Raw genomic sequence first — 21,555 nt, 5'->3', positions numbered from 1 at the left:
CGCTGCGCGCTCGACTCGCGTGCGCAGCGCCCTCATGAAACGCAGCACGCGCGCGGCAACGTATCGCCCGCGCATCTCCCGAAAATTGTCGTTGACAACACCGCAGCCCGACAACAAAATCGTTCGCATGCCTACGTTCAAGCTCATCGCCGTCGCGATTCATTGCTCGATGAACATTCGAAAGAATGATTCACGGGAGGCGCTTGTGCGTTAGCAATCGAGCAGTACCGCATGTCACACAAGGCCTCGCCGGAAACGGATGAGGCCTTTTTGTTCTGGTGCGCGTCATCCGTCCGGTTCACTGAATGGAGAAGACCATGGACCAGGCAAGCCAGCTGTTTGACCGTCCCGATCGGCGCCGCACCGGCACGATCGCACTACCGACTGTCGTGATCCGTTTCGCGGTCGCGCCGCGCACGACAATGACCTGGCGCGCGCCGCAGGATGCGGAGCTCCGCACGCATGGCGCGGCGCTGTGGGTCACGCGCCCGCCGAGCGTCGACGATGACTGGGTGCGCCCAGGCGACGTGCTGCGCATCGCGCGCGGCGAGCGCATCTGGATCGGCACCGATGCCGACCGATCGGCTGAAGCGACGATCACGACCGCGTACGTGCGCCGCGGCGAGCGCTTCAGGCGCGCGCTCGCGCAAGTGCAACGTTTGCTCGTCGGGGTAGGGAGAAGCAGCGGATGAGCGACGTGCCGTCAAGCACGCGAGACGCGGAACGGCCGCGACCGAAAACAGACGCACCCGCGGCGCAGCACGCCGCAGGTGCGCATCGAATGCCGCGGCACGCAAGTGCGTGCCGCGAGCGATCGCGCGCCGTGCGCAACGACCGGATGCAGTGCGTGCATCAGGTGCTGGCGGCGAGACGCGGGCCCGTGCTCCGGGGAGTGGAATCGAGGTCGGGACGTTGCGCTGCCTGCGAGGTCACCCACGGATCGATGCCCTGCTTCTGCACCTCTTCGAGGAATGACACTCGTGTACGCCAGTAATCCGCTTGTAATTTCGCATCGATGACGCGCTGTTCGGCTGCGAACAGTTCCATGCGCGCCGTCACGAGCATCGACGCAGCGGTTTTTTCCGGCGTGGGGGCGTGTCGCATCGCCCAACGGCTGATCCAGTTCAACATGCTGACCTCCGTGATTTACGGACGAACCCGCATCGGGCAATCGCAATCGGCCGTGCCTGCCCGAACGCGCAACGGCCTTGACCGCCATTCACCGCCTGGCCTGCACGGACTGCGACTCCCCCGCGTCGGCAATTACCGGCCGGCGTGTGCATGCGCGGTGTATCTATCGTAGAAAGACTTGCCGGTTTATGCGATGGGGTCTTGCAATCTTTTACACAGAAACCACAGTCGCGCCCGCATCGCGAAATGACAGTTGCGGACGGGACGGCTTCGGCGCAGGATAGCCCGATATCTGCACCCGCCCGAGCTGACGAATGGCCGCTGCGGGCCGCTGCCGGGCATTCTTACCGGCCGCGCACGGGTGTCCGCGCGGTTTCCATCGCATGTCGTCGCGCACTCGCCACGCGCGATGCGGCCGCCATGCCGTTGCGCACGCATCGGCCGGTTTTCCGCGTTCCTCCCGCTTCCGCTTCCTTCATTTCGCCCGCTTCCGCCATTTCTGCCGGTCCGTGCCGCGCGAACCGGTAAAATGCGCGCCTTCGTCGCGCGGCCGGGCTGCCAGACCGTTCGCGCGCAGGCAACCGATCGTGCCCTCCAACTATATCGTCCGAGCTATCCGCGCTATTACAATCCGCCGATAGCCGGGCAATAGTGGCTGGTTACATTAGGCCGGCCGCGCGCTGCCTGTAAAACAATTCGGCACAACAATCAACACGATCCGACCGGAGAAACGCCTTCATGGAATCCATCAAGCGGTATTTCGGCTTCGCTGAAGCCGGCACCGACTTCCGCACCGAGATACTCGCGGGCGTCACCACGTTCCTGACGATGGCTTACATCATCTTCGTCAACCCCGCGATCCTCGGCGATGCCGGCATGCCGAAGGAATCCGTGTTCGTCGCGACCTGCCTCGTCGCGGCGCTGGCGTCGATCATCATGGGGCTGTACGCGAACTACCCGATCGCGTGCGCACCCGGCATGGGCCTGAACGCGTATTTCGCGTACACGGTCGTCAAGGGGATGGGCTTCACGTGGCAGGCCGCGCTCGGCGCCGTGTTCATCTCCGGCTGCCTGTTCCTGCTCGTCACGCTGTTCCGCGTGCGCGAGGCGATCGTCAACGGCATTCCGAAATCGCTGCGAATCTCGATCACCGCCGGTATCGGCCTGTTCCTCGGCATCATCTCGCTGAAGACGTCGGGCGTGATCGTCGGCAACCCGGCCACACTCGTCACGCTCGGCGACCTGCACAAGCACGAGACGATCCTCGCGATCGTCGGCTTCTTCACGATCGTCACGCTCGACCACCTGCGCGTGCGCGGCGCGATCCTGATCGGCATCATCGGCGTGACGATCCTGTCGTTCTTCTTCGCCGGCAACCAGTTCCACGGCGTGTTCTCCGCGCCGCCGTCGATCGATGCGACGCTGTTCAAGCTCGACATCGGCGCCGCGCTGTCGACCGGCATCATCAACGTGATCCTCGTGTTCTTCCTCGTCGAGCTGTTCGACGCGACGGGCACGCTGATGGGCGTCGCGAACCGCGCGGGCCTGCTCGTCGAGGGCAAGATGAACCGCCTGAACAAGGCGCTGCTCGCCGACAGCACGGCGATCGTCGCGGGCTCGGTGCTCGGCACGTCGTCGACCACCGCGTATATCGAAAGCGCGTCGGGCGTGCAGGCCGGCGGCCGCACGGGCGTGACGGCGATCACCGTCGCGATACTGTTCCTCGCGTGCCTGTTCATCGCCCCGCTCGCCGGCGTCGTGCCGGCCTACGCAACGGCGCCGGCATTGCTGTACGTGTCGTGCCTGATGCTGCGCGAGATGGTCGAAGTACCGTGGGACGATGCGACGGAAGCCGTGCCGGCCGCGCTGACCGCGCTGCTGATGCCGTTCACGTACTCGATCGCGAACGGCGTCGCGTTCGGCTTCATCGCATACGGCGGCCTCAAGCTGCTGACGGGCCAGGCGCGCACGGTCAAGCCGATCGTGTGGATCATCGCGGCCGTGTTCCTGTTCCGCTTCTTCTATCTCGGCAGCGAATGACGGTGGCGCTTCGGCGCGATGCATGATGAAAAAACGCCACCCTCGGGTGGCGTTTCTTTTTCCTCGCGATTTCTTCTGCGATCCTGAGAATCGCCGTACCGGGCCGTGCGTGCGCCAGGTCAACCGGTGCTGCCCGCATACGAAAATGCCGCCCGGCCCCGCCGAACGGCATTGCGTGAAGGCAACGTCTTCGCGTGCGCCGCGCTCGGTCGCGCGCGCCGCAAGACGAGCGTCGTGTCGTCAGCGCCAGTTGGCTTCGTAGAAGCGCACGTAACCGCTGCGCAGCGTCACGCACTGCGCGCGCGTCTCCGACAGCAGGCGTCGCGCAGCCGCCTCGATACGGTCGCGGTGCTGGTCGAATGCGCCGACCATGTCCTCGAAGCGCGGCGATGCCGCGCCGAAGTGGTCTTCCAGCGCCTCGGCGGTGATCTGACATTGGACGCGCTCGCCATTGACCAGTGCCGTGAATGCAAGCATCAGGTCACGCCCCGAATACTCGGGCTTCTCATTCGTGAAATGGATCTGCATGGGAGCTGCCTCGACCGGTAGAAAACGAATGACCGCGTCCGTCGTCCGCTACCGGCCGGACGAAATGTACGCGGGCTCGCCGGCGGAGGCCCCGACCGCGGAGTGTGGCGCGGTCGATGCATGCCGGTTGATTTCCACTTTAGACGGTTTCGCGCAGGAGACAAATTTTCCCGCATGCGTCGTTCCGACGCGCCATTCGTCAGATCAGCGCGGCATCAGGCACCGTTTCGGAAACGGGCGTCAGTGCGGATCGGTGGGCCAGATGTTGAGCGCGATCGCGGCGGTCGTGACGCCCACCGCAATCGCGGCCGCCCCGTATTGCACCGCATCGGTCAGATCGAACAGCAATCCGTGGATCGCCACGGCAATGCCGCCCAGCATGATGAACGTGGCGATGGCCGCCAGCACGACTCTCAGTTCCGTCCGAACCATGATGCGTCTCCCGAACGGATGCATGTCGCGTCGCATGCATGTTGCAGTGCGGAACACGGCGCGTGCGTGCTCCATTTCCATCATTGCAGGCGGGCGCTTAAAAGCAAGGGGATTTTGTTCGCGGTCGCGCATCGCACGTGGCGCTTGTATGATGATGCGTACCCGGACGGTCGGCTGTTGCGCCGGATGGTGCACCGCGAGCGGAGACACACTCCGCCGCCGGTTCCGATTCGGTCGGCCCAGGTTGCCCCGGGAACAGGAGACAAGTCATGCCGCAACCCTTCGTGCTGCCCGCCGCCGCGGGTCGCACCGACCTGCTCGCGCAGGCGCATGCGCGTTCGACCGCGGTCGGCCTGCGCGCGCACGAACGCCCCGATTTCGCGCCGCTGTCGCGCCTCGCGCTGCGCGAACTGCTCGACACGAATCACACGCTGTTCTCGCACGCGCGCCCGGTGATGGAAGACCTCCACGCACAGATCGCCGATACGCAAAGCCTCGTGCTGCTGACCGACGCCGACGGCGTGATCCTGCACAGCATCGGCGACGCGGACTTCATCGAGAAAGCCAACCGCGTCGCGCTGTGCACCGGCGTGTCGTGGGCCGAAGGCGCGCGCGGCACCAATGCGATCGGCACCGCGCTCGCGTCGGGCCAGGCCGTCGTCGTGCATGGGTCCGAGCACTTCCTGCGCGCGAACCACATCCTCACCTGCTCGTGCGCGCCGATCGTCGATCCGTTCGGCCGCACGCTCGGCACGCTCGACGTGAGCGGCGACCCGCGCGGCTCAAGCCCGCATACGCTCGCGCTCGTACGGATGTCCGCGCAGCTGATCGAGAACCATCTGTTCGCGAACCAGTGCGGCGAAGCGCTGCGGCTGCGCTTTCACGCACACGAGGATTGCGTCGACTCGCTGTTCGCCGGGCTCGTCGCGTTCGGCCCCGACGGCGGGCTGATCGCCGCGAACCGCAGCGCGCAATTCCAGCTCGGCGCATCGTTCGACGCGCTGCAGCATCAGGCCTGCGATGCGCTGTTCGGCATGCGCTTCGGCCAGCTCGCGCAGCAGGCCGCCCGCGCGCCGGGCGCCACGTTCCGCCTGACGTTGTCGACCGGCGTGCGCGTGCTCGCACGCTGCGAATTCCCGGAAGCGCAGAAGACGGCCGTGGCCGTCACGCCGCCCGCGCCGGCCGCACGCGTGCGCGCGCCGGACCCCGACACCATCACGTTCGCGACGCTCGACACCGGCGACGCACGCATGGCCGCCGTGCTCGAGCGCGTCGCGAAGATTCGCGGGCGCGACCTGCCGCTGCTGATCCTCGGCCAGACGGGCACCGGCAAGGAATGGCTCGCCCGCGCGCTGCACCAGGCGTCGCCGCGCGCGGACGGCCCGTTCGTCGCGGTCAACTGCGCGGCGCTGCCCGATTCGCTGATCGAGGCCGAACTGTTCGGCTATGAAGACGGCGCGTTCACGGGCGCGCGCAAGCGCGGCAGCCCCGGCAAGATCGCGCAGGCCGACGGCGGCACGCTGTTTCTCGACGAAATCGGCGACATGCCGCTCGCGCAGCAGGTGCGGCTGATGCGCGTGCTGCAGGAACGCGCGGTGATGCCGCTCGGCGGCGCACGCGCGGTGCCGGTCGACGTGCGCGTGGTCTGCGCGACCCATCGCGACCTGCGCGCGATGATCGCGGACGGTACGTTCCGCGAAGATTTGTTCTACCGGATCAACGGGCTCGCGGTCACGCTGCCGGCGCTCGCCGCACGTACCGACCTGCCCGCGCTCGTCGACCGCATCCTGGCGCGGCTGGCACGCAGCGAACCGATGCCGCGCCGTATCGCGGCCGACGTGCTCGACGCGTTCACGCGCCATCGCTGGCCCGGCAACCTGCGGCAGATGACGAACGTGCTGCGCACGGCCGGCATGCTCGCCGAAGACGAAGCCGAAATCGCGCTCGCGCATTTGCCCGACGATTTCTGGCTCGACTGCGACGACGCGCCGGCCATGCCCGCCGCAGCTGCGCCGGTCATGCCGACCGCACTGGCCGGCACGCGCGAAGGCACGACGCTGCAAAGCCACCAGGCCGCGGTGATCGACGCCGCGCTGGCGCGGCATGGCGGTAACGTATCGGCGGCCGCGCGCGAGCTCGGCCTCGCGCGCAATACCGTGTACCGCTACCTGCGGCGGCACTGACGCCCACGGCCGGCGGAGGCTGCCGGCCGCTTCGGGTATGCTTGGCGCGTTGCCGCCGAACCGCCGCCCGCATTCGTCATGACCGACCCAGACCACCCACCCCTCGTGCGCATCGAGCCGCTCGGCACGACCTTCGACGCCCCCGATTCGCTGACGCTGCTCGAAGCCGCCGCGTTCGCGCGCGTCTCGCTGCCGCGCTCGTGCCGCAACGGCACATGCCGAAGCTGCCTTTGCCGGATCGTCAGCGGCAGCGTACGCTACACGATCGAATGGCCGGGCCTGAGCCGCGAGGAAAAGGCCGACGGCTATACGCTGCCGTGCGTGGCCGTCGCGACGTCGGACCTCGTGCTCGACGTGCCCGACGCGGTCATGCTCGACTAGATGCGGCGTGCGGTCGCGCGCGCCGTCCTGCAACGCCTGATCCTGCATGGAGAACGTGATGACCCAGCAAACCGACCGCATCGAGAAACACGCTCAGCTCGCGGCATCGCCCGACCGCGTCTGGGAAGCCGTCAGCAATTCCGGCGAATTCGGCGAGTGGTTCGGCGTGACGTTCGACGGTCCTTTCGCGGCCGGCCAGCCGCTGTTCGGCCGCATCACGCCGACCCGCGTCGACGACGACGTCGCCAAGGCGCAGGAGCCCTATGCGGGCACTGTGTTCGAAATCGTCGTCGATCGCGTTGAACCGAAGCAACTGTTCTCGTTTCGCTGGCACCCATTCGCGATCGACCCGAATTTCGATTACGCGTCGGAGCCGATGACGCTCGTCACGTTCACGCTCGCCGCGCAGGCAGGCGGCACGCTGCTCACGGTCACCGAAACGGGCTTCGACCAGTTGATCGAAGCGCGCCGCGCGAAGGCGCGCGAGATGAACGACCACGGCTGGACCGCGCAGATGATGCTGATCACGAAGTACCTGGCGAAGCACGCGTAGCGTGCCGCTTCGTCGCACACCGCTGCCGTCCCGCGAATCGACGTGCGTGGCATAATCCGCTCCATCGTCGCCCACCCGCCGCCGCGCATCGCATGCTGAGTCGTCGCCTCCGGAAGATCGGCAGTCTGATCGGGATGCTCGCCATCCTGATGACGGCGCTCGCGCCGGCGATCTCGCAGGCGCTGACGACGCAAGGGCGTGTCGACGCGCTGCTGGCCGGCTACTGCACGGCCGCGCCGGCCGCCGGCGACCACTCGGCCGATGCGTCGACGAAGCGCCTGCAAGCCCATCTCCAGGCATGCGGCTATTGCAGCCTGCTGGCCCATTCGCCCGCGCTGCCCGCGCCCGAACTGACGTTCGCGGCCAACGTGCGGGTGATCCAGCACCGCGCGGCCACCCGCTTCGAAAGCCTGCGCCGCGCGCTGCCGCTCACGGCCGCGCAGCCGCGCGCCCCGCCGTTCACGTCCTGATCCGTTGCCGCCACGCGTGATGCCGTAGCGCATCGCGCGGCCCGCGCACGCCGCCCGCGTGCGTGACATGTCACGTTTCGAAGGACGCTCACCGTCATGAACACCGCCACTTTCTTTCGCGGCGCACTCGCCGCGCTCGGCTTCATCGTCATCCAGGCTGCGCACGCGCATGCCACGCCGAAAACGCAGGACCCGGCCGCCGACGCCACGCTGTCGGCCGCACCGCACGCAGTCACGATCAATTTCAGCGAAGCGCTCGAACCGGCCTTCAGCTCGATCGCCGTCACCGACAGCCGCGGGCAATCGGTCGCCGACGGGAAATCGGCCGTCGACGCCGGCAACCGGAAGCGAATGCAGGTCGCGCTGGCCAGCCTGGCGGCCGGCACGTACACGGTCGCGTGGGTCGCCGTCGCAACCGACGGCCATCGCACGCAAGGCCGCTACACGTTCACGCTGAAGTAACGCACGCGCGCCCCCTGCGTCCCACCATAAGGAGAACAAACGATGAAACGCCCGATTCCGACCGCCCTGCTCGTTGCATTGCTCGCACTGCAAGCCCCTGCCACGTTCGCTGCACCGGCCGTGCAGGCCGATGCGTGCTGGATCCGCGCGATGCCGGCGACGGTACCGTCGTCCGGCTACTTCACGCTGAAGAACGACGGCGACACACCCGCCACGCTGACGGGCATCGACAGCCCCGCGTACGGGATGGCGATGGTGCATGAAACGCAGACGAACGGCAGCACCGCGAAGATGGTTCATGTCGACTCGGTCGTCGTCCCCGCGCACGGCTCGGTGGTCTTCAAGCCGAAGGGCTATCACGTGATGCTGGAGGAGCCGCGCCGCGCCGTCGCGCCCGGCGCGAAGGTACCGTTCCGGCTGCATTTCGCAGACGGCTCGACGGTGCCGGTCACCTGCGACGCGAAGCCGCCGACCTACGCCGGCCAGTAACGCGCCCCTTACCGCGAACGAAGGAGACACACATGAAAGACCGCCTGCCGCTGGCCGACCTGATCGTCCGCTACCGGACGCCGCTGAATCTCGCCGTGCTGATCGTCTGCGGGTTGTGGGCCGCATGGATCGCGTGGATGACGCGGCCCACCGCGATCGACACGCCGCCGTCGATCCCCGCGTACTGCATGCGCGACGCGCGCTGACGCGCCGCGCCCGCGCGGTTCCGGCGGCGGCTCGCGCCATTATTGGCGTGGCATCATCGGTGCATCCCGACCGCCGGAACCGCCACTCGGAGCGCCGCATGTCCATTCAGACCTGGATGCTGTTTGCCGCAGCCTATCTCGCCACGACGCTGTCGCCGGGGCCGAACGTGCTGCTCGTGATCCGCAACACGGTGCGCTACGGGTCGCACGGCACCGCCGCGACGATCGCGGGCAACCTCGTCGCACAGGGCGTGGTCGTGCTGCTCGTCGCGCTCGGCGTCGGCGCGGTGCTGGCCGCGATGCCGCCGCTGTTCGTCGCGATGAAGATCGTCGGCGCCGCGTACCTGATCGTTCTGGGTGTCCGGCAACTGCGCGGCGACCGCAAGGCTGCCGCGTCGGGCAGCGCTGCGGAAATCGCCGTGCCCGACCGCAGGAAGCTGTTCCGCGAAGCGCTGTTCGTGTCGGGCAGCAATCCGAAGACGATGATCTTCCTGTCGGCGTTCATGCCGCAGTTCATCGTGCACGACCGCCCGCTCGCGCTGCAGTTCGTCGTGATGTACGCGACGATCGCCTGCACCGTCGTGGTCGTTCACAGCGTCTATTCGGCCGGCGTACGCCGGTTCCATCGCGGTTTCGGCATGAGCCGCGCGGTGCGTGCGCTCAAACGTGCCAGCGGGCTGCTGTTCGTCGGGCTCGGGATCAAGCTGCTGACCGCGCGGCAGGCGTAAGCGGGCGCTCGCGTCAGCGCGTGTGCGCGGCGAGCGCCGTCGCGATCTCGCCGAACGACGGACGCGCGTCGACATCCTCATTCAGGCAGGCCGCCGCGAGCGCATCGAGCGTATCGGTGCGCGGCTCGCATCGCTCGAGCAACTCGCCGAGCAGATGGCCGAACGCGCGCACCTCGATCCGTTCGAGCCTGCCGCCGCGCGTGCGGTCGTTCACGTCGAAGAGCGACGCCGCACCGAAATCCCCGAGCAACGCGCCGCCTGCCCCGTCGTGCAGGATGTTGTGTGCATACAGGTCGCCATGCATGATGCCGCGCGCATGCAGGTGGCCCGCGACCGACGCGATGCCGTGCGCGATCCGCACCGCTTCCGCCGGCGCGAATCTCTCGTCGGCCGCATATACGTCGCGCGTGCAGGACGCGAAGCTCGGCGGCCCGGCGAGATTCCTGAGCGCCGGATCGACCAGTTCCATCACGAGACCGTGCGTGCCGTCCGGATGCCCGCGCACCTTGCCGATCACCGGGATCAGGTCCGGGTGGCGACCGGCATGCAGGCACGCGGCCATTTCGCAATCGGGCAGGCCGTCGCTCGTCACCGCGCCTTTGAACAGCTTGACCGCGACGGCTCGTGAAGCGTGCCCTTGCGCGCGCCACTGCGCGCGGTAAATGACGCCCGATGCGCCCTCGCCCAGCTTCCGTTCACATGAAAGCGACGCCCAGTCGATCTCCGCGACGTCCGGCCCCGCAGACGCTGCGGCCTCCGGCGCCGCGCCGAACGGATTGCCGGCAGCGGCGAGCCACGCGAGGCGCGGCAGGCGCAGCAGCCAGTCGGGCAACGCGTCCAGCCGGTTCGCCGACAGGCGCACCAGTTCGAGCGCACGACAGGCGGCCATCTCGGCCGGCAGCGCGCGCAGCCGATTGCCCGCGAGCATGAGCTTCTGCAGCCGCGCACAGTCGCCGATGTCGGCAGGCAGCGCCTCGATCGCATTGTCGGTGAGGATCAGCCAGCGCAGCGCGCGCGGCAAAGCACCGCTCGGCACCGTGCGAATCCGGTTCGCCTTGAAGCCGATCATGTCGAGTTGCCCGCACGCGCCGAGCACGTCGGGAAACGCGGTGAAGCGGTTGCCGGACGCAAACAGGATGCGCAGGCGATGCAGCCGCGGGAGATCGTCCGGCAGCGCGGACAGCGCGTTGCCGGTCAGGTCGAGCACTTCGAGCGTGTCGGCAAGATCAAAGATCTCGCGCGGAAATTCGGTCAACCCGCATGCGAGCTTGAGTTGCCGTGCGCCCGACAGTTGTCCGGCCTGCAGTTGTTCGAGGGTGTGGGTCACGGGAGAAAACGGGTTGCGGTTGCGATGATCGTCAGACCGATCCGACGAATTCTACCGGGATCGCCTTCAAGCAAAACCACAACCTTGTCACGGCCCCTTCACAAATGCGCGATGTGACGTTAGAATTGCGCCCCTTGCAGTGCCGACGTGGTGAAATTGGTAGACACGCTATCTTGAGGGGGTAGTGGCGAAAGCTGTGCGAGTTCGAGTCTCGCCGTCGGCACCAAACTCATGCGCAATCTCCCTGCGCAGCAGCCCATCGGGCATCAATCGGTGAATCGCATCGCCGTCAAGCCGGCCGCCGTGCCGTCCACGATATCGCCTGCCGGTATCGCCTCCGGACCACTTCGCCGCGACCACAGACTCCCTGGCACAAACACAACGCCCCGCTCCCGCGCGTCATCGCATCGTCTCGCCCCCCCTTCGTCACGTCCCGCTCTCGAGCGGATACAGGTACGCGTCGTAACGTGACCGACGCATCCTCCGCCGAGCATCCGTCATGACGCCGGCCCATCGTCCCCTTCACTGCACACGCGACCTCCCGCCGCGGCAGCCTTATCGCGATCGGCACGCACGGCAACGACGCCCCGTTCCAGACGGGTTCGGCAACCGGTGCCGTCCGTTGCGACGACGACTCTCCCGCGAACCTGTTGAAAGCGCTCGTCATGACGGTGCATTCGATGCATCGCTGCGCCGCCTGCCCGATCGCGTGTACCGGATTGCGCACCGCCGGAACACCATTGACACGCCCCGGGCGAATTGCAATCTTCACGCTCGAATTACATTTGCATTCCTTATTAGTTTTCCAATGAATCAAGAAAACAACGCGTATTTCTCGATCGCAGCGACTATGCTGAAGTGACGGGAATACGCGCCTGTGCCAGGCGCGCCGATACTCCCCGCTGCCGTGCGCAGCGACCTGGGTGGACACCTATGCAGTCGCGAGACCGGATTGCCGCGGAGCAGGTCAGGATCGTCTACGACGCCGTGATGCCCTACGCCGTCGGCAGCATGTTGCTTGCCCTCTTCGCGACGCTGTCGATCGGCTGGCTCGGCCGTCCGCCTGCCGCGTCGGGCCTTGCGTGGACGCTCTATATCGCCGCGTGCTCGGTCGGCCAGATCGTGCTGTCGTGCCTGTATCGCCGGTCGCGCTCGCCCGCCGGCCACTGGCGGCGCTGGGCGCTGTGGTTCTCCGCCTTCAGCACGGCCACCGGCATGGGCTGGGGATGGGCTTCGATTCATCTCGCGGCGCACGCGGATGCCGAAATCGCGAGCCTGGTGGTCGTCGCGACGACCGGCGTCGTCGCCGGCGCCATCCCGGTACTCGGGACGTACTTCCCGGCGTTCATCGCCTTCCTGCTGCCGGCCACCGTCCCGTATATCGGCGCCGCAATCCTGTCGACGAACGCGCTCCAGCGGACGACCGCGCCGATGATGCTGCTGATCGCCTGCGTGGTCGGCTATCTCGGGCTGCTGGCGAACCGTGCGGCCACACGGAACATCCGCCTGCGCTTCAAGGCCGAACGGTACGCGATCGATCTGCAGACGCAGAACGAACGGATCGAACGACTCGCCGTCGACCTCGACTGCCAGCGACACATCGCCGACCAGGCCAGTCTCGCCAAATCGCAATTCCTCGCGGCGGCCAGCCACGATCTGCGCCAGTCCGCGCACGCGCTGAATCTGCTGATCGGAGCGCTGCACGGCATCCCGATGCCGCCGGACGGGCGGCGGCTCGTCGAGCGCATCGAGCGCTCGTCCGATGCGCTCAGCCGGCTCTTCGGTGCGCTGCTCGATCTTTCCCGGCTCGACGCCGGCAGCATGAACGTGCAGTGCCGGCCGTTTGCCATCGACACCGTGCTCGAGACCGTCTGCAACGACTGCCTGCCCGATGCGCAGGCGAAAGGCGTCGCGCTGTCGCGCGTTCCGTGCCGCGCGGTGGTGCATTCGGATCCGCTGCTGGTCGAACGCATCGTGCGCAACCTCGTCGCGAATGCGGTGCGCTACACCGAGCGCGGAAAAATCGTCGTCGGCTGCCGGCGCCGCGGCACCCGCCTCGCGATCCAGGTCTGGGATACGGGCTGCGGAATTCCCGATCACCTGCAGAAGCTCGTGTTCCACGAGTACTACCAGGTCGGCAACGCCGAACGCGATCACGAGAAAGGCTTCGGGCTCGGGCTCGCGATCGTGCGACGCCTCGCCGGCCTGCTCGATGGCCGGCTGGCCGTGCGCTCGACGCCCGGCCGCGGCTCGTGCTTCGAAGTCGCGATCGCGCTCGCCGCATGCCTGCCCGACCCGCTCGACATGCCGATCGCCGGTCGCGGTGACGTGCCCGGTTCGACGGGGCTCGTGATCGTGATCGACGGCAATCGCGCGACGCGCACCGGGTTGTCCGGGCTGCTGGCGACGTGGGGCTACGAGACGATCGCGGTTCGCTCGGGCAAGGAGGCGCTGGACCGGCTGTCGGCCGGCGAACGGCGGCCCGATCTGCTGATCTGCGATTACCTGCCGTCGCGCGGCGAAAACGGCATCGCGGTGATCGAGCGGCTGCGCCGTGACGTCGACGCCGCCCTGCCCGCGTTGCTGATCAGCGGCGACACGACCGACGAACAATCGGCGGCGGCGCACGCACGCGGGCTGGTTCTGCTGCACCGGCCGTTGCCGAACGGCAAACTGCGCGCGGCGGTCGATCATCTCGTCACAGCCGGTGCGCGCCGGCGCTCGACGGCCGACGCGGACGCCCGCGACGTCGCGATCTAGCCGCACCGTGCGTGCTCGCCGGCCGTTGCCGGGTCGGGCACGATGCGGATCTTCGCGCCGGCCGCATCGCCGGCAGACGACTCCTGCATTGCGCGGCTGGTGCGCTTGCCTGCCCGCGCGGGCGGCCGACAGGCGACGCAGACGCGATTCGGCCGCAGGTCGTGGCGATGGATCACGAAGGCGGCGTGGCAGCGGACACAGCGCACCGTCGACAGCACGCCGCCGTCGACGAAGCGCACCAGCATCCATGCGCGCGTCAGGTCGAGCAGCGGATCGCACTGCGCCGCACCGCATCGCTCCGCATACAACCCGTACGCCTTCACCAGCGCGTCGAACCGCGAGCACTGCGCGTTGATCCGCAGGAAGCTGTAGATGTTGTGGAACAGCGACGCATGGATATTGGCCATCCACGTCATGTACCAGTCGCTGGAAAACGGCAGCAGGCCCTTCGGCGGCGGAACGCCACGCACCTCGCGATACAGGCGGGCCACGCGCTCATGCGGCAGCGCCAGTTCGATCTCGAGCATTTGCGGACGCGCACCGAGCCGGATCAACGTCACGGCATCGAGGATGAGCCGTGCGTGATCGGCGAGACTCGCCGCATGCGCGGCATCGGGGCCGCCGTTCACGGCGTATCCTGGTCGAACGCCCCGATACTGGAGAATGCCAGCGCGACGTGCAGCGGCGCGACTTCGTCCGGCGGCGCGTGCCGCGCGAGCGCCTCGACCGTGTCGCAGCGGCTCAGCCGCAGCGCGCAGATCAATTGCCCCGACGAGGCCAGGTTGAGCATCGACCGCATCGACAGGCTTTCCAGCGCGCCCGCCATTTCCGGCGTCGCGCCGAGGCGAAACATGCCGGTCGCGCGATCCGCCCGCAGCAACCGCTGCGCGAGCCACAGATAAGACATGTTCAGGTCACGAATTAAATCCTCTTCATTGATAGTGTCCATATTGCACCTTGATTGATATCGAATCAGTCTGATGGAGACGTCCATCAAATTCGTGCAAAGGAAAATGTCTTGCTTTACGGTGCGAATCGCATGCTTCAGCGTCGAATTCCCGATTTCCGGAAAGCAATCAATTGAAATGAACGATGCGCACCGTATCGGCACGTTCGGTTCTTTTTTATCGTATAGTCAGCAGCCGGGATCGATCGCTCCCCGAAAACTCTCGGCTTCCGCAGCTGGCCCGAACCCTTGCCGTCGCGGTCTTCGTTACGCGCGTTGTGCGGCCCAGCGCACCGAAGACCGCGACGATTCAGTGTCAACCACGATTTACCGGATGTAAATCCGACGTTAGCCCATGGAAAAACGGCGTCGAATACGACCAAAGTATTAAGACTTTTCGAAAAAAACCGAATTCCACATGAGCGAAAGAGATCTGCCTCCGGCTTTATTTTTATTTTCATGAAAATACTCATTGTCGATGATCATCCGGTTCTGCGAGACGGCGTGGCGACGTTGTTGCGTCAGGATAATGGCGGGATGGTCGACATTCAGGCGAGCAACGCCGACGACGCGATGCGGCTGCTCGAGCTGCACACCGACCTCGACGTCATCGTCCTGGATCTGAAAATGAGCGGCATGGACGGTTTCGCCGCGATTGCCGGGATCACGCAGCTCCGGCCCGAGCTGCCGATCGTCGTGCTGTCTTCGTCCGAGGACCCGCATGACGTGCGCGCCGCGTTCACGCATGGCGCGCTCGGCTACATCCCCAAGTCCGCCACCGCGCATACGCTGCTGTCGGCCATCAAGATGGTGATGAACGGCGAGCGATACGTGCCGCCGCTGCTGCTCGACCTGCAGTCGACGCATCGCGACCCGCCGCCCGCGCACGAACCCGACAGCCCGCGCCTGACGTTGCGCCAGCTCGACGTGCTGCGCCTGATTGCGGAAGGCGTGCCGAACAAGCTCATCGCCGACCGGCTCGGGCTGTCCGAGAAAACCGTGAAGGCCCATATCACCGCCATCTTCAAGGCATTGCACGTGCGCAACCGCACCCAGGCCGCGGCGGCGGGCCAACGCCTGGGGCTCCTCTGATCGTCGGCGCGACATCATCGAGCCGCGCCGGTCGCCGGCGCCGCACTGCCCGACGACTGCATCAGGGCGGTGCGCACCTGCGGCATCGCCGTCGTCACGGCGCCGGCAGCCGGAATCGTTCCCGACGACGATGCGCCGACCGGCCGGACCAGCGCGACGCCGTCCAGCGTGTTGCCGCCGGCGACGATCCGGCTGGCCGTGCAGCCGCTCGACAGCAACGACACCGCGGTACCCGCGATCGACGCGAACGTGTTGCCCTCGACCTCGAACTCGCATACGTTGCCCAGGGCCCGGAATCCCGAATAGCCCGATCCCGTCACGCGATTGCGCGTGACCGTCACGTACGACACCGTGCCGGACCACGTGTCCAGTTCGAGCGCCGCCTGCTGCGTCGGCTGCAGCCCGTTGTTCACGGTCGAGTTCTGGATATGGGTGACGACGTTGCTGTCGATCACGACGTTCGACGCACCGTAGGTGCGCCAGCTGTCCTCCTGGGCGACGAGAATGCCCGCCGCCTTCTGCACGCCGTCGACCGTGTTGTTCGAGATCGTCACGGCCCGGCCGCCGACCACCGCAATGCCGCGTCCCCACGCGTTGCCCGACACCGCGTTATGGTCGATCAGCACGTTGCTGCTGATGCGGCCGTCGCCGAGATAGCTGACGACGGCGATCAGGTCGTCGCCGGTAGCCGTCACCGTATTGCCTCGCACGAGCACGTTGGTCGAGCCGTAGGTCATATGGATGCCGTCGGCCAGCGTGGCGTTCACCGTATTGCCGACGATCGCGACGTTGCTGCCGCCGAACACGAAGATGCCCGCGCTGGCGCCGCCTTCGATCGTCACGCCGAGCACCTGGACGCCCGTGCCCGTCACCTCGACCTTGGTCGAGGCCGGCGTCGTGAGCCGTGTCGTGCCGGTGCCGACCAGCGTCACGCCCACCAGCGTCGAGCCGGCGCCGCTCATCACGATCGTCTGGTCCGACGGATTGGTCGCGACGAGCGTCGCGCCGTAGCCCGATACCACGACGCCCGACGTCGCCACCGACAGCGAGCGGCTGACCGTGTAGCGTCCCGGCGCGAGCACCAGCGTCTGCCCGACCTGCAACGCATTGAGCGCGCCCTGCAACGCATCGGTCTGGTCGCTGCCGTCGCTTGCCGGCCGGATCGTCGCGGCCGCCAGTAAGGCTGGCGCCGGTGCCGCCGGCCGCATCCGTGCACCATGCCGCGGTGCGGCGTACTCCGTGAGCGTCGCTGCGCGAACCTGAACCGGGAAGCTGGCAACGGCGCACGCCCATGCGACAAGCGCTGCGCCGACGATACGAAATGACCTGGTCATGATGACCCCCTCGATAGGCATTCGCCCGACGCAGCGCACGATGCGACGGCATCCGGTCGCACGGCGTCGACGGTCGGCCGGCGCACCGGCTCGATACGCGTCGAACATCTGGGCGTAACGATTTCGTCCGGATGTCGTCCGGAAACAGTCGGGCAATGCCCATGTCAGGCGATTGCCCGCTCGTCTGCCGATACCAGGCGGGCCGCTCCCCCGAGAGCGGTCGACGTCGACGGTGCCGGCAGCGTGCGACCGTCGGGCGACATGCCGAAGCGCTTGCGCGAGCGACGTGGGACGGCCGGCTTCGTGTGCTGTCCCGTACGATCATTTCGCTCGATTGGAAGTCTATTTCGCCGTCGGCGCGCGTAAATCCGACAGAAGCCCCGCGACCGTCGTAGGACGGGTCCCGGGCCTGTCGCGCTGCCGGGAACGAGACGGCGTACGACTCGTCAGGGCGGCACGCGGGCGTCGTGCCGCAGCGGACGGAACGCCGGGAGAGAGGCGGCAGGCAGCGACCGGGATCGAATCCCGATCGGGCAGGCGTCACAACAGCGGCAACGCGTTCCGGATGTGCTCGGCAAATGCCGCCGTCAGGTGCGACGGCCGTTTCCGGTCGAACTTCAGCGTAATGCCGACGGCCGGCAGCGGCGGCAGCCGCGGATCGCCGTTCACGATCGCGAGGTCGGCCGGCACGGCCGTCTGCGTCATCACCGCGAACGCCTGGCCCGAGCGCACCAGCGCGATCAGCCCCGCGAGGCTGCTGCTCGCATACGCGACGCGGTAATCGCGGCCGACGCGATCCAGTGCCTCGCAGGCTGCGATGTGATCGAGCGTATCGCGATCGGACAGCGCGAGCGGCAGCGGGTCGAAATGCCCGGGCTCCAGCCCCGGATAACCGATCCACACGAGTTGCTCGCGGCGAATGACGTCGTCGCTCGCGCCGTCGTCCGGCAATGAAATCATCGCGAGATCGACCGCACGCTTCTCCAGCTGCTCGATCAGCCGCGGCGTCGGCCCGCACACCACTTCGACGATCGCCTGCGGATGCTGGCTCGAAAACTGCCGCAGCAGCGACGGCAGCCAGACTTCCGCGTAATCGTCCGGGCACCCGAACCGAATCGTCCCCGACAGCCCCGTGCCGCACAGGTCGGCCATCGCCTCGTCGTGCAGCCGCAGGATGCGCTGCGCATGCACGAGCAGCCGCTCGCCCGGATGCGTCAGCACCACGCCGCGGCCGGTGCGCTGGAACAGCGGCTGGTCGACGACCTCCTCGAGCCGCTTCATCTGCTGGCTGAGCGCGGATTGCGTGCGGCCGACGCGCGCCGCCGCACGGCTGAGCGCACGCACCTCGGCGATCACGACGAACGAACGCAGCAGGTCGATTTCAAGCGAAAGCCCCAAGGTATTAGCTCCTTTTCTACCTTGCATAAGAACTATTCGTTTCCATCAAACCAGACGCGCACCTAGACTGCAAGCGATCCCTGCCCCTTTGCCCGGAGACGCCCGATGTCCCTGAACGACGACCCAACCTTCTGGCGCAACGCCAGGCAGCACCTGGTGCGCTACGGCGGCACCTTCGAGCCGATGATCATCGAGCGCGCGCAAGGCAGCTTCGTCTACGACGCCGACGGCCGCGCGATCCTCGATTTCACGTCGGGCCAGATGAGCGCGGTGCTCGGCCACAGCCATCCGGAGATCGTGTCCGTGATCGGCGAATACGCGGGCAAGCTCGACCACCTGTTCAGCGGGATGCTGTCGCGGCCGGTCGTCGATCTCGCGACGCGCCTCGCCGACGTCACGCCGCCGGGACTCGACCGCGCGCTGCTGCTCAGCACCGGCGCGGAATCGAACGAAGCGGCGATCCGGATGGCGAAGCTCGTCACCGGCAAGTACGAGATCGTCGGCTTCGCGCAGTCGTGGCACGGCATGACGGGCGCGGCCGCGTCGGCCACGTACAGCGCGGGCCGCAAGGGCGTCGGCCCGGCATCGGTCGGCTCGTTCGCGATTCCGGCGCCGTTCACGTACCGGCCGCGCTTCGAGCGCAACGGCACCTACGACTTCCTCGCCGAACTCGACTATGCATTCGACCTGATCGACCGCCAGTCGAGCGGCAACCTTGCCGCGTTCATCGCGGAGCCGATCCTCAGTTCGGGCGGGATCATCGAGTTGCCGGAAGGCTATATGGCGGCGCTCAAGCGCAAGTGCGAGGAACGCGGGATGCTGCTGATCCTCGACGAAGCGCAGACGGGCGTCGGCCGCACCGGCACGATGTTCGCGTGCCAGCGCGACGGCGTGACGCCCGACATCCTGACGCTGTCGAAGACGCTCGGCGCCGGGCTGCCGCTCGCGGCAATGGTCACGTCCGCGGCCATCGAGGAACGCGCGCACGAGCTCGGCTACCTGTTCTACACGACGCACGTGTCCGACCCGCTGCCCGCTGCGGTCGGCCTGCGCGTGCTCGACGTGGTACAGCGCGACGGGCTCGTCGCGCGCGCCAACGTGATGGGCGACCGGCTCCGGCGCGGCCTGCTCGACCTGATGGAGCGGTTCGACTGCATCGGCGACGTACGCGGGCGCGGGCTGCTGCTCGGCGTCGAGATCGTCAAGGATCGCCGGACGAAAGAGCCTGCGGACGGGCTCGGCGCGAAGATCACGCGCGAGTGCATGAACCTCGGGCTCAGCATGAACATCGTGCAGCTGCCCGGCATGGGCGGCGTGTTCCGGATCGCGCCGCCGCTGACCGTCAGCGACGCAGAAATCGACCTCGGCCTGTCGCTGCTGGAGCAGGCGATCACGCGCGTGCTGTAACGCCCTGCTCCGCGTCATGCGATCCGTCGCGCCGGTTCAGCCGACCGGCGCGACGGATTCCCGATCGATCAGGCTGCTTCCGCCGCCCACGCCTCGGCGTCGGCACCGGCCGGCATGCGCATCGGGCTCGACGGATCGGTCGCCGCGCGCCACACGGCTTCGGCGACATCCTCCGCATGGGTGATCGGCCCCGACGCATCGAGGATTCGCGCGACGGTCTTGCCGACGAAGTCCGCATACGCTTCGTGCTCGAAGCCGTGTATGTTGGCCCGTGCGTTCTCGGAAAAACGCGTGTCGGGCGCGCGGCCCGGCAGCACGAGGTGCGCGCGCACGCCGAACGGTTCGAGCTCGGCCGCCATCGATTCGGTATAGGCATTGACTGCCGCCTTGCTCGCGCGGTACGCGCTGAGCAGCGGCAATGCCTTCAGCGTAACGCTCGACGTGACGTTCACGACCACGCCGGCGCCGCGCGCGCGAAACTGCGGCAGCACGGCCTGCGTGAGCGCGATCGTGCCGATCGTGTTGGTCTCGAACAGCGCGCGCACCGTGTCGAGCGGCATGAGTTCGGCCGGTGCAGCCGCGCCGAAGCCTGCGTTGTTGACGAGCACGTCGATCGGGCCGGCCGCGTCGATCGCGGCGCGGATGCTGTCCGCGTTCGTCACGTCGAGCGGCAGCACGCGCAAGCGCTCCGACGGCGGCAGCACGTCGTCGTTCGGCTTGCGCATCGTCGCGACGACCTGCCAGTCGCGCGCCAGGAAATAGCGCGCGATTTCGAGGCCGAAGCCGGAGGAACAGCCGGTAATCAGTACGGTCTTCATGCGAACTCCTCGGGTGTATTGAGCACGTGTCCGTACGATAGATGGCGGGAACCGTATTCGCTACAATCGACAATCCGCTTTTCTTTTGCGAGAGTCCGGCGTTGACGTCCTCCTCTCCCTAAAGGGAGAGGATTCCCACACCTGGCGATTCACGTCCGCATCGGAGAATGTTCAGCGCAGCGTTGATATCTCGATCATGCTCGACACCACAGTCACTGCAGGCCCATTCTCTTACTCGCAGTCCCGCGATACCTTTCGGCCGCGTCGTGCTGTCTTTCGATCCGCACGACGAACAGGACTGGGTCGAACCGCTTTCGTCCACTTCCTCGAACGTGGCCCCGTGCGCGATCGCCTTGTAGCGGAGCTTGTTTCGGAAGGACGACCAGGATGCGTCGTAGACGCTTTTCGCCATCCTGGTTCTGGCAAGTTTGGCAGCCGACACGTTGCCAACCGCGATGTAATCGAAACGCCGCACCAGATCGAGCGCGAGCTTGTGCTGGAAATCGGCACGCGCATTCGCGACCTTGGCGTGCAGCTTCGCGATATGCCGCTTGTGCTTTCTCGCCCGTTGCGCTTTCGCCAGCTTCTCGGCCGCGCGTCGGCCGAACCGGTCGTTCGGCAGTTTTTCTCCGGTCGAAAGTGTGGCGAAGTCTTTCAGGCCGAGATCGATGCCGACGCCGGAACGGATAGGTCGGGCCTGCACATCAGGCATCTCGATCACGATGTTGAGAAACCAGTTACCGCGTGCATCCTGAGCAAAGTTGGTCCCGTCCTTGATCTTGCCGTCGGGAAGCGGTCGGCTGTTGAACACGCGAAACGTGTTGCCGGCAAAACGGAACGCGTCACCCTCGCGCTTCAGGTCACGCCCCT

General features: G+C 67.0%; 25 protein-coding genes and 1 tRNA gene. 16 read left to right on the top strand and 10 right to left on the bottom strand.

Annotated features, from left to right (window positions below; genetic code table 11):
* Positions 1-34 precede the first annotated feature (34 nt).
* Positions 35-214: a hypothetical protein gene (locus U5798_RS03610; protein WP_124456602.1), complete on the top strand. Its 180-nt coding sequence runs from the start codon at positions 35-37 to the stop codon at positions 212-214.
* A 103-nt stretch (positions 215-317) separates the two neighbouring features.
* Positions 318-692 (top strand): DUF2917 domain-containing protein, encoded by a 375-nt coding sequence (locus U5798_RS03605; RefSeq protein ID WP_124456601.1) that lies wholly within the window; start codon positions 318-320, stop codon positions 690-692.
* 160 nt (positions 693-852) lie between these two features.
* Here the strand turns inward: U5798_RS03605 and U5798_RS03600 are convergent, their stop codons facing one another.
* Positions 853-1,131 carry a hypothetical protein gene (locus U5798_RS03600; RefSeq protein WP_006480752.1) on the bottom strand — a complete coding sequence of 93 codons (279 nt, stop codon included), beginning with the start codon at positions 1,129-1,131 and terminating at the stop codon, positions 853-855.
* 738 nt (positions 1,132-1,869) lie between these two features.
* On the opposite strand from U5798_RS03600, the gene U5798_RS03595 reads away from it, so the two are divergent.
* Positions 1,870-3,171, top strand: a complete 1,302-nt coding sequence (locus U5798_RS03595) for an NCS2 family permease (RefSeq protein ID WP_124456600.1) — start codon at positions 1,870-1,872, stop codon at positions 3,169-3,171.
* A 240-nt stretch (positions 3,172-3,411) separates the two neighbouring features.
* Here the strand turns inward: U5798_RS03595 and U5798_RS03590 are convergent, their stop codons facing one another.
* Positions 3,412-3,699: a DUF1488 domain-containing protein gene (locus U5798_RS03590; RefSeq protein ID WP_011354308.1), complete on the bottom strand. Its 288-nt coding sequence runs from the start codon at positions 3,697-3,699 to the stop codon at positions 3,412-3,414.
* 240 nt (positions 3,700-3,939) lie between these two features.
* Positions 3,940-4,215 (bottom strand): DUF2964 family protein, encoded by a 276-nt coding sequence (locus tag U5798_RS03585; protein ID WP_311767318.1) that lies wholly within the window; start codon positions 4,213-4,215, stop codon positions 3,940-3,942.
* A gap of 185 nt (positions 4,216-4,400) precedes the next feature.
* Between U5798_RS03585 and U5798_RS03580 the strand changes: the two genes are divergently transcribed.
* The 8 genes from U5798_RS03580 (at position 4,401) to U5798_RS03545 (ending at position 9,603) form a co-directional block, all read left to right on the top strand.
* A complete protein-coding gene (locus tag U5798_RS03580; protein WP_322081227.1) occupies positions 4,401-6,314 on the top strand; it encodes a sigma-54-dependent Fis family transcriptional regulator in 1,914 nt (637 codons plus the stop codon).
* A 78-nt stretch (positions 6,315-6,392) separates the two neighbouring features.
* On the top strand, positions 6,393-6,695 hold the full coding sequence (locus U5798_RS03575; protein ID WP_077220533.1) for a 2Fe-2S iron-sulfur cluster-binding protein: 303 nt from the start codon (positions 6,393-6,395) through the stop codon (positions 6,693-6,695).
* Positions 6,696-6,753: 58 nt separating this feature from the next.
* Positions 6,754-7,248, top strand: a complete 495-nt coding sequence (locus U5798_RS03570) for an SRPBCC family protein (RefSeq protein WP_124456598.1) — start codon at positions 6,754-6,756, stop codon at positions 7,246-7,248.
* 92 nt (positions 7,249-7,340) lie between these two features.
* Positions 7,341-7,718, top strand: a complete 378-nt coding sequence (locus U5798_RS03565) for a DUF2946 domain-containing protein (protein WP_322081226.1) — start codon at positions 7,341-7,343, stop codon at positions 7,716-7,718.
* Positions 7,719-7,814: 96 nt separating this feature from the next.
* Positions 7,815-8,180: a copper homeostasis periplasmic binding protein CopC gene (copC, locus tag U5798_RS03560; RefSeq protein ID WP_322081225.1), complete on the top strand. Its 366-nt coding sequence runs from the start codon at positions 7,815-7,817 to the stop codon at positions 8,178-8,180.
* Positions 8,181-8,222: 42 nt separating this feature from the next.
* The gene (locus U5798_RS03555) at positions 8,223-8,669 is read left to right on the top strand and encodes a copper chaperone PCu(A)C (RefSeq protein ID WP_124456595.1); all 447 of its coding nucleotides are present in this window, start codon (positions 8,223-8,225) and stop codon (positions 8,667-8,669) included.
* Between the two features lie 32 nt (positions 8,670-8,701).
* Positions 8,702-8,875 (top strand): hypothetical protein, encoded by a 174-nt coding sequence (locus tag U5798_RS03550; protein ID WP_185658285.1) that lies wholly within the window; start codon positions 8,702-8,704, stop codon positions 8,873-8,875.
* A gap of 98 nt (positions 8,876-8,973) precedes the next feature.
* Positions 8,974-9,603: a LysE family translocator gene (locus U5798_RS03545; protein WP_322081224.1), complete on the top strand. Its 630-nt coding sequence runs from the start codon at positions 8,974-8,976 to the stop codon at positions 9,601-9,603.
* Positions 9,604-9,616: 13 nt separating this feature from the next.
* On the opposite strand, the gene U5798_RS03540 is transcribed toward U5798_RS03545, so the two are convergent.
* Positions 9,617-10,930 (bottom strand): leucine-rich repeat-containing protein kinase family protein, encoded by a 1,314-nt coding sequence (locus U5798_RS03540; protein ID WP_322081223.1) that lies wholly within the window; start codon positions 10,928-10,930, stop codon positions 9,617-9,619.
* A 141-nt stretch (positions 10,931-11,071) separates the two neighbouring features.
* On the opposite strand from U5798_RS03540, the gene U5798_RS03535 reads away from it, so the two are divergent.
* Positions 11,072-11,156, top strand: a tRNA-Leu gene (locus U5798_RS03535).
* Positions 11,157-11,863: 707 nt separating this feature from the next.
* On the top strand, positions 11,864-13,690 hold the full coding sequence (locus tag U5798_RS03530; RefSeq protein ID WP_322081222.1) for a hybrid sensor histidine kinase/response regulator: 1,827 nt from the start codon (positions 11,864-11,866) through the stop codon (positions 13,688-13,690).
* On the opposite strand, the gene flhC is transcribed toward U5798_RS03530, so the two are convergent.
* A complete protein-coding gene (flhC, locus tag U5798_RS03525) occupies positions 13,687-14,319 on the bottom strand; it encodes a flagellar transcriptional regulator FlhC (protein WP_322081221.1) in 633 nt (210 codons plus the stop codon). The genes U5798_RS03530 and flhC overlap by 4 nt on opposite strands.
* Entirely contained in the window at positions 14,316-14,639 is a 324-nt protein-coding gene (locus U5798_RS03520) for a flagellar transcriptional regulator FlhD (protein WP_124455165.1), read from the bottom strand. The genes flhC and U5798_RS03520 overlap by 4 nt, the downstream gene beginning before the upstream one ends.
* Before the next feature lie 31 nt (positions 14,640-14,670).
* On the opposite strand from U5798_RS03520, the gene U5798_RS03515 reads away from it, so the two are divergent.
* Both U5798_RS03515 and U5798_RS03510 read left to right on the top strand, forming a co-directional pair.
* Positions 14,671-14,976: a hypothetical protein gene (locus U5798_RS03515; RefSeq protein WP_322081491.1), complete on the top strand. Its 306-nt coding sequence runs from the start codon at positions 14,671-14,673 to the stop codon at positions 14,974-14,976.
* A gap of 119 nt (positions 14,977-15,095) precedes the next feature.
* The gene (locus U5798_RS03510; protein WP_124455291.1) at positions 15,096-15,728 is read left to right on the top strand and encodes a response regulator; all 633 of its coding nucleotides are present in this window, start codon (positions 15,096-15,098) and stop codon (positions 15,726-15,728) included.
* A gap of 14 nt (positions 15,729-15,742) precedes the next feature.
* Here the strand turns inward: U5798_RS03510 and U5798_RS03505 are convergent, their stop codons facing one another.
* Both U5798_RS03505 and U5798_RS03500 read right to left on the bottom strand, forming a co-directional pair.
* Positions 15,743-17,062: a nitrous oxide reductase family maturation protein NosD gene (locus U5798_RS03505; protein WP_415859485.1), complete on the bottom strand. Its 1,320-nt coding sequence runs from the start codon at positions 17,060-17,062 to the stop codon at positions 15,743-15,745.
* A gap of 540 nt (positions 17,063-17,602) precedes the next feature.
* The gene (locus U5798_RS03500; protein ID WP_322081220.1) at positions 17,603-18,487 is read right to left on the bottom strand and encodes a LysR family transcriptional regulator; all 885 of its coding nucleotides are present in this window, start codon (positions 18,485-18,487) and stop codon (positions 17,603-17,605) included.
* Between the two features lie 78 nt (positions 18,488-18,565).
* On the opposite strand from U5798_RS03500, the gene U5798_RS03495 reads away from it, so the two are divergent.
* Positions 18,566-19,867 (top strand): aspartate aminotransferase family protein, encoded by a 1,302-nt coding sequence (locus U5798_RS03495; protein ID WP_322081219.1) that lies wholly within the window; start codon positions 18,566-18,568, stop codon positions 19,865-19,867.
* Between the two features lie 68 nt (positions 19,868-19,935).
* On the opposite strand, the gene U5798_RS03490 is transcribed toward U5798_RS03495, so the two are convergent.
* Both U5798_RS03490 and U5798_RS03485 read right to left on the bottom strand, forming a co-directional pair.
* Complete coding sequence (locus U5798_RS03490; RefSeq protein ID WP_322081218.1) at positions 19,936-20,685, bottom strand: SDR family oxidoreductase; 750 nt, start codon at positions 20,683-20,685, stop codon at positions 19,936-19,938.
* Positions 20,686-20,803: 118 nt separating this feature from the next.
* Positions 20,804-21,555, bottom strand: a 752-nt coding sequence (locus U5798_RS03485; protein WP_322081217.1) for an RNA-guided endonuclease TnpB family protein, incomplete at its 5' end; no start/stop codon positions are given.

Source organism: Burkholderia sp. BCC1972, from assembly GCF_905339605.1.
In the GTDB taxonomy this organism is placed as follows: domain Bacteria; phylum Pseudomonadota; class Gammaproteobacteria; order Burkholderiales; family Burkholderiaceae; genus Burkholderia.
Note: the sequence above shows the minus strand (reverse complement) of the source record. Positions and strands in the feature narration are given on the sequence as shown.

Bases quoted from the DNA above. Each gene is read 5' to 3' on its own strand.
- U5798_RS03610 (WP_124456602.1), top strand. From the start codon at position 35: ATGAAACGCAGCACGCGCGCGGCAACGTATCGCCCGCGCATCTCCCGA.
- U5798_RS03605 (WP_124456601.1), top strand. From the start codon at position 318: ATGGACCAGGCAAGCCAGCTGTTTGACCGTCCCGATCGGCGCCGCACC.
- U5798_RS03600 (WP_006480752.1), bottom strand. From the start codon at position 1,131: ATGTTGAACTGGATCAGCCGTTGGGCGATGCGACACGCCCCCACGCCG.
- U5798_RS03595 (WP_124456600.1), top strand. From the start codon at position 1,870: ATGGAATCCATCAAGCGGTATTTCGGCTTCGCTGAAGCCGGCACCGAC.
- U5798_RS03590 (WP_011354308.1), bottom strand. From the start codon at position 3,699: ATGCAGATCCATTTCACGAATGAGAAGCCCGAGTATTCGGGGCGTGAC.
- U5798_RS03585 (WP_311767318.1), bottom strand. From the start codon at position 4,215: ATGATGGAAATGGAGCACGCACGCGCCGTGTTCCGCACTGCAACATGC.
- U5798_RS03580 (WP_322081227.1), top strand. From the start codon at position 4,401: ATGCCGCAACCCTTCGTGCTGCCCGCCGCCGCGGGTCGCACCGACCTG.
- U5798_RS03575 (WP_077220533.1), top strand. From the start codon at position 6,393: ATGACCGACCCAGACCACCCACCCCTCGTGCGCATCGAGCCGCTCGGC.
- U5798_RS03570 (WP_124456598.1), top strand. From the start codon at position 6,754: ATGACCCAGCAAACCGACCGCATCGAGAAACACGCTCAGCTCGCGGCA.
- U5798_RS03565 (WP_322081226.1), top strand. From the start codon at position 7,341: ATGCTGAGTCGTCGCCTCCGGAAGATCGGCAGTCTGATCGGGATGCTC.
- copC (WP_322081225.1), top strand. From the start codon at position 7,815: ATGAACACCGCCACTTTCTTTCGCGGCGCACTCGCCGCGCTCGGCTTC.
- U5798_RS03555 (WP_124456595.1), top strand. From the start codon at position 8,223: ATGAAACGCCCGATTCCGACCGCCCTGCTCGTTGCATTGCTCGCACTG.
- U5798_RS03550 (WP_185658285.1), top strand. From the start codon at position 8,702: ATGAAAGACCGCCTGCCGCTGGCCGACCTGATCGTCCGCTACCGGACG.
- U5798_RS03545 (WP_322081224.1), top strand. From the start codon at position 8,974: ATGTCCATTCAGACCTGGATGCTGTTTGCCGCAGCCTATCTCGCCACG.
- U5798_RS03530 (WP_322081222.1), top strand. From the start codon at position 11,864: ATGCAGTCGCGAGACCGGATTGCCGCGGAGCAGGTCAGGATCGTCTAC.
- U5798_RS03520 (WP_124455165.1), bottom strand. From the start codon at position 14,639: ATGGACACTATCAATGAAGAGGATTTAATTCGTGACCTGAACATGTCT.
- U5798_RS03515 (WP_322081491.1), top strand. From the start codon at position 14,671: ATGGAGACGTCCATCAAATTCGTGCAAAGGAAAATGTCTTGCTTTACG.
- U5798_RS03510 (WP_124455291.1), top strand. From the start codon at position 15,096: ATGAAAATACTCATTGTCGATGATCATCCGGTTCTGCGAGACGGCGTG.
- U5798_RS03505 (WP_415859485.1), bottom strand. From the start codon at position 17,062: ATGACCAGGTCATTTCGTATCGTCGGCGCAGCGCTTGTCGCATGGGCG.
- U5798_RS03500 (WP_322081220.1), bottom strand. From the start codon at position 18,487: ATGCAAGGTAGAAAAGGAGCTAATACCTTGGGGCTTTCGCTTGAAATC.
- U5798_RS03495 (WP_322081219.1), top strand. From the start codon at position 18,566: ATGTCCCTGAACGACGACCCAACCTTCTGGCGCAACGCCAGGCAGCAC.
- U5798_RS03490 (WP_322081218.1), bottom strand. From the start codon at position 20,685: ATGAAGACCGTACTGATTACCGGCTGTTCCTCCGGCTTCGGCCTCGAA.